Genomic DNA, 6,126 nt, shown 5'->3' with positions numbered 1-6,126 from the left:
ATAGAGAGCTTAAAATACTAAATCATAGAATTTTGAGCATGGAATAATAGTGAACAAAATTAATGAAGAAACTGCTTGTTTTTCAACTCAGTTCTTTGTTGGCAACTGGCTTTTTTTATTTAATCCGCTTAATTTTCAGAAATCAGTTTTGATAGTCAGAATAAACATCATAATACTTTATCGTTCCTCCCTATTTTAATTCTGTATTAATCTTCATTCTTATAATGACTAATATGAAGTCAAATACATAATTAGAAGAATAATTAAAATGATGAAGAAAAGTCCAATTCTATTATTCCAATTCTGTTTTAAAATTTCTTTATAGCTTAATTTGTTTCTCAAAAAAATCCATTTAATAGAAGCTCCAATATGATTAAAGCTTTGAGTAATAAAATCAAATATAAATTGTCCTAAAAAATCCGACATATTGTTTTTTTTTAGCTTGTTGCCAACGGTTTTGTGTATGATTAGTGGCGTGTTTAAGCAACTAATTTAGCAAATAAAAATCGAATAGAAAATCCGCGAGGATTTTCGTAAGCAAGCTCAAACTAGCCATTAATTATACACAGTGTTGGCAATAGTTTTTATTTTTTTTCCATTCATAAAGCCAAGATTTTCTTTTTCTTCACTTTGGTATATTCTGTAAATTTTTATTGACAATGTATCATTTGGTGGTCTTGGATAATCATAAATTTTAAAAATATCACTTTTAAATGTTATTGGTAAACTTTTAGTAATCATTGAATCTGAAATTTTCTTGTCAGCAAAAACTCTTAAATGAAATCTAAATTCATTACGCACGTCTTGTTCAGGACGACCAGTTATTAGGTTGTCTTTAATTGTTTTAATATCAGATTCTAAATTATTTAAGTTATTAGATAATTCAGTTTTTCCGATGATTTTATTATTTGAAAATCCCATAAATATCTTTAGAGAATATTCATTGTCTAAATTAACAGGTTCACTTTTACTATCATTTGGTAGTTCAAATTTAATTCCGCTTTTTTTGTTCAGATAGTCAATGTAATTATCAGCTCGAATTAGATTGAACTTAATTTCTTTTTGAGTCTCAATAAATTTTGTGAATAAAGTATCTTTTTTTGAAGATAAGTGATATTGAAGTGTAGTCTTTTTTATTTTTTTTCCGAGAGAATCAGGAAACAAAAGATTGTAATCAAATTCTATTTTCGATTTGTCCGCTGTCCATTCTACGACTTGAGTTCTTAAATCGGTAATAATCAGACTGTCTGTTTTGAAATTCAATCGTGTTATTCCGTCATTTTTGATTTCATACCAATTCCCATTTAATTGTTTCTCGTATTTATTTTGTCCGCAAGAAATCAATAACAATCCTGTTATGAAAATTAGTATGTATATGTGTTTCTTCAAATTATTGCCAACGGTTTTGTATATGAAAAGTGCGTGCTTGTGTCAGAGGATTTTCGGAACGAAAATCGGAAGAAAGCAAGTACGCACTTTCCTTTGATTTAGCACTAAACTACGCATTTTTTATATACAGTGTTACCACACGTTTTTATTTATTCCGATTAATTTTTTCATTACTTGATTGTATCGGTACATTATTTTAATTTTTTCACGAGTTGGTTCTATGTAGTAGTAATTTATTCCATATTCAGCTTCTATTTGCTTGTGAATTTCAATAGATTTCTCTGTTGGCCAGCAAACAGCTAATCCAAGAAGTTCGCGTTTTCCATTCTTAAAGTCCAATTCTGCTTGTTGTTCGTTATACTTATTATAAAATTCAGGATTTCCTATTGAATCTCTGTAAATAGATAACTTTTTATCAGATATACGAAGTCTTAAAGTGTCACGAATTTCTTTAAAGTCAAATTGAAAGTTTTCATTTAGAACTGGTGAATGGTCGTTAACTTTAATGAAAATAGAGTCGTTTAATTCAGTCCTAATTATAAAAACTCCGTTTGATTCAGTTTCGAGTTCGGTTATAATATCTTTTTGAATAATCTGAATTTTATGATTCCGATTAGTTAAATTTTCAATTGTTTCATCGGGAAATGATTCCAAAATATTCCATTCGTTATCAATTGATTTATAAAACTCCACCTTTCCAACAATTTCTTTTTGTGAGTAAAGATTTTGTTGAAAAATCAAAATTGTTAATATGAAAACTATTTTTCTCAAATGTGTGGTAACGGTTTTGTGTATGATTTCGTTGCGTGTTTAAGCAACTAAATTAGTAAACTAAAACGAACCAGAGGAAATTCCGAAGGAATTTCCAAGTAGGCTAGAACTAGCAATGAATTATACACGTTGTTGTGCATAGTTTTTATTCACCCACAACTCCGATAAATTCTAAATATCCTGTCTCTGCAATGTAAATTTCTAATAATTCGTTTTTTGTGAATTCAGTTTCGCTATTTTTCAAAACATATTCCACTAAGGCATTAATATCCAATTCGGCATTTGAGTCTGATTCATTTAATTGATACAGGTTTTCAGAGATTAAATCAATTTCACTCATAAATTTTTCTTCCGCAATGAGAGCGTCATGAATCAAATTCAAGTCAAATATTTTTTGATCAAGTTTTAATGCTATAAAACAAGAAGCCTCATTTATATCATATATTTCTTTTCCAGCATTATTTTCGTTTACGACACAAATAGGTGCATTCTTGCAGGAATTCAAAAAGAAAATTATTAATAAAATCTCGAATGTTTTTTTCATTTCGTGAGTTTTCTCAAATTATGCACAACGTTTATGTATATGGAAAGTTGCGTGTTTGTGTGCGAGGATTTTCCGTAGGAAAATCAGAAGCTAGCAAGCAAAGCAACTAACATTGATTAAGCACAAAACAGCAATTTTTTATATACTGTGTTGTGCATTGTTTTTATTCGTCAGTTATTATAATGTCTAAATTATCTTTCCTGTTTTTGTGAGCATTTAAAACGTATTCATTAAGATAATTCGAAAGACTATCTAGATCATTAAACAAGCTCATTTTGTTAATACCATAAAAGTCTAATGATTGAAGTATTTCTTCTTTAATTGCTTTTGGTATTATAATTTCCTTCAGCTTTGTTTTCAGTTGCTTTTTTAAATCCATTTTAGGCTTGTCTGTTATTGTAAATAAACCTCTTTGGTTTATAATTCGAGAAGCAAAACCACTTGGAAAAAAAACATTAAATCCTTTCATTTTGAATGGGTCAGTTTCTTTTTCATTAAAGTCAACAATATCCTCTAAAACATAATAGTAGATAACACCGTCATTTTTAAAATTTTCATAGCATGCAAAATATGCACCGACTAATGGGTTTTTAGTCCAATCTAATAATCTTGTAGCTAATCCATGATGTTGAGCTATAGCTAACCAATCCCAATTATTTTCTGGATATTTTGTTAAGTGAAATTTAGCATATCTTTTCCACGACTTAAAAACTTGTTCTTCGGATAGATTATTAGAATACTTATCAGAAAAGCCTTTTCTCCCGGATTTAGGAACTACTAACCAATCTTTGTCTGACTGGCCTCTAAAAATCAAATTATTTTGCTTTTTTAGAGAATCTAGAAGCATAATTAAGTCTGAAAATGATTTTAATTCCATAAGGTTTTTAAATAATGCACAACGGTTTTGTATATGATACGTTGCGTGTGTTAGCACGAAAGTTAGCAAATAAAAACCAGATAGAAAATCCGCGAGGATTTTCGTAAGTAAGCCAGCACTAGCAATGGATTATATACAGTGTTGTGGTGCGTATTTTTATTCAATTTCGTTTAGTTCTTTCGGTGGTGGTGGTGGCGGAATAAAATATATTTTTTCATTTAGCCATATCTTAATATCTGTTTTATTTGTAATTCGGTTGTAGGTTTCAGTCAGTTGGTTTAAAGTGTTAGGTAGTTCTTTAAATCCATGTTTATTGTCGTAAGAAATATAAATCAGTAGTTTTTCTGGATTATCACTCAATCTTGGGTTTTCCCCATTATTTTCAATATCTCTTTTTAAGACGCTTTCTAGACTATCCAAAGGGAAGAAATTTTCATCATTTTTATTAATTGTATCGTTATGAATCTCAATTACATTTTTTTGTTTGATTAAAATACAAGCAAAGTCTTCCCAACAAGGATTGCGGAAATAAATGGTTTTTAATTCTTTTTCTGTTGTAAAAGTTATTTTTGGTAAACTGTCATTACAAACAATTTTTTCAGTCCGTTCGAGTAAGTCATTCCACTTATTGAATCGGTTAATCTCTAACTCAACTCCAAGACTTTCGTTTTCTGTTTTCCATTTTCCAAATTCTTTTTGAGCTAACGGTTTTTCTTTTCTGTCAGAGTTTTGACATCCGATTATAGTCAAAATCAGTAAAATCAGAAACGATATTTTAATGTTAGTTCTCATTTCTTATATGCACCACAACGTTTAGTATAACCGCAGTTACGGATAAATATACGAGGTTTTTCGGTTAAGCACGGAAGTTAGCAATTACGCGTGGATTCGGACGCAGTCGAATCCGCCGTAATTGCGGTTATGCATTGTTGGCAATAGTTTTTCTAATTCGGTTTATTTCGGACCTCAATTCACTATGGGGTTCAGCATTTAGATAGAATTTTTTAGTCACAACTCCATTCGTTCCATCATACTTTAAAACAAAATTATACGATTTAAAGAATGAATCCGAATAGAATTGTAAATCCACAAGTTGAGATTCAGAAATCTTAATCGCTTCCTTTTGAGTTATAATTGAGTAGGTCTCAAAAATGTAAAATCCGTCGCTATTTTTAATATTGACTAATAATTTAGTACTATATGCAATTCCAATAAAAAGAATAAGAGTGAACATTCCAATTTGGAGGATATGAGAATCCACGGAGAACCAAATCCAGGTCAGCCAAATAATTCCAAGAATCAGTTGAATTAATTTCTGATTTCTATACTTTTTTATCAATGCAATTCTTTTTTAAATTATTGCCAACGGTTTTGTATATGAAAAGTGCGTACTTGTGTCAGCGGATTTTCGGAACGAAAATCGGATGAAAGCAAGTACGTACTTTCCTTTGATTTAGCACTAAACTACGCATTTTTTATATACAGTGTTGGCAAACGTTATTTTCAATTAATTGTATGAAAATGAATAGTGTTATCATTATCATTTTTAGTAGCTTCAAGTATAGAAAATTCATTCTTAAATAATCCTCTCATCTTTATTTTGACATAATGTCCTTTGCCTTTTATATTGTATTCGTGTATTATTTGAGGTTTTTCCATTTTATAATTCACTTTCGCTTTGATTCTTATTCCGTCATATAATTCTCCATTTAAAGTTGGTCTCAAAATTTCTAATATAAATTGCCAAGAAGTTTGATTTTTCCCTAAATCTTCAAATCTTTCTAAATCTGTAATTAGTTCGACATTTTGCAATTTGTCATATAAAGAACGAAATTTAGACGCATTTTCTCCAATTTTAATTTTTTCTTTCACGTAAGAATCTAAAGTCTGTTCTATTCCGTATTCTGTTTTTAAATTAATGCTTTCGAAATCTATAAAGGGAAAAATTGGATTTGGTGCTATTTGACATTCAATATTTATATCATCAATATATCTGCTCTCAATCTGAATGAAATAATTTTTGTCAAAAATTCTACTGTTTTGGCTGTCCAAAACTAATAATTCGATTCTTTGGTTTTGGGCTGCTCTATTTTTTGCGTCTTTGGTATAAGTTTTTGCTATAAAATATCCTTTTTGTGCATTGAAAAGTTTAAGTTTTTCTTCAAAAATTATGATATCATTTTTGTCAACCTTTTTTTTCTTATAGTTTTTACACTCAAAGATATAAATGAGTGATGTCCCAATTTTTAAATCAATTGTTACATATACATCAATTTCATTTTTGACTTGATTTGGAGTTATTATCTTATTGGTTTCAATTGTAATTTTTCCAATTTCACTTTTTTGAATATGGTTTATTATATGTGTTTCAATTAATTCAGTAGCTCTCTCAAGAGATTTTCCATCTAACTTCATTTTTTTTTTTAATGTTTGCCAACGGTTTTGTGTATGATTTCGTTGCGTTTTTAAGCACTAAAGTTAGCAAATAAATCACAGATAGAAAGTCCGCGAGGACTTTCGTAAGTAAGCTATAACTAGCAATGAA

7 protein-coding genes are annotated in these 6,126 nt (G+C 29.2%); all 7 read right to left on the bottom strand.

The window, feature by feature from the left end:
- Window positions 1-555 precede the first annotated feature (555 nt).
- Window positions 556-1,389 carry a hypothetical protein gene (locus IEV77_RS17250; protein WP_188467143.1) on the bottom strand — a complete coding sequence of 278 codons (834 nt, stop codon included), beginning with the start codon at window positions 1,387-1,389 and terminating at the stop codon, window positions 556-558.
- Window positions 1,390-1,521: 132 nt separating this feature from the next.
- Complete coding sequence (locus IEV77_RS17245) at window positions 1,522-2,130, bottom strand: hypothetical protein (protein WP_188467141.1); 609 nt, start codon at window positions 2,128-2,130, stop codon at window positions 1,522-1,524.
- Between the two features lie 175 nt (window positions 2,131-2,305).
- Window positions 2,306-2,704, bottom strand: coding sequence for a hypothetical protein (locus IEV77_RS17240; RefSeq protein WP_188467139.1), 399 nt, complete (start codon window positions 2,702-2,704; stop codon window positions 2,306-2,308).
- 163 nt (window positions 2,705-2,867) lie between these two features.
- Window positions 2,868-3,581, bottom strand: a complete 714-nt coding sequence (locus tag IEV77_RS17235) for an FRG domain-containing protein (protein WP_188467137.1) — start codon at window positions 3,579-3,581, stop codon at window positions 2,868-2,870.
- Between the two features lie 156 nt (window positions 3,582-3,737).
- Window positions 3,738-4,373 carry a hypothetical protein gene (locus IEV77_RS17230; RefSeq protein WP_188467135.1) on the bottom strand — a complete coding sequence of 212 codons (636 nt, stop codon included), beginning with the start codon at window positions 4,371-4,373 and terminating at the stop codon, window positions 3,738-3,740.
- 127 nt (window positions 4,374-4,500) lie between these two features.
- The gene (locus IEV77_RS17225) at window positions 4,501-4,920 is read right to left on the bottom strand and encodes a hypothetical protein (RefSeq protein ID WP_188467133.1); all 420 of its coding nucleotides are present in this window, start codon (window positions 4,918-4,920) and stop codon (window positions 4,501-4,503) included.
- 164 nt (window positions 4,921-5,084) lie between these two features.
- Window positions 5,085-5,996, bottom strand: a complete 912-nt coding sequence (locus tag IEV77_RS17220) for a restriction endonuclease (RefSeq protein ID WP_188467131.1) — start codon at window positions 5,994-5,996, stop codon at window positions 5,085-5,087.
- Between the last annotated feature and the right edge of the window lie 130 nt (window positions 5,997-6,126).

This window comes from Xanthomarina arctica, from assembly GCF_014638915.1.
Classification (GTDB): domain Bacteria; phylum Bacteroidota; class Bacteroidia; order Flavobacteriales; family Flavobacteriaceae; genus Xanthomarina; species Xanthomarina arctica.
This window is presented reverse-complemented; position numbering and strand designations above follow the sequence as displayed.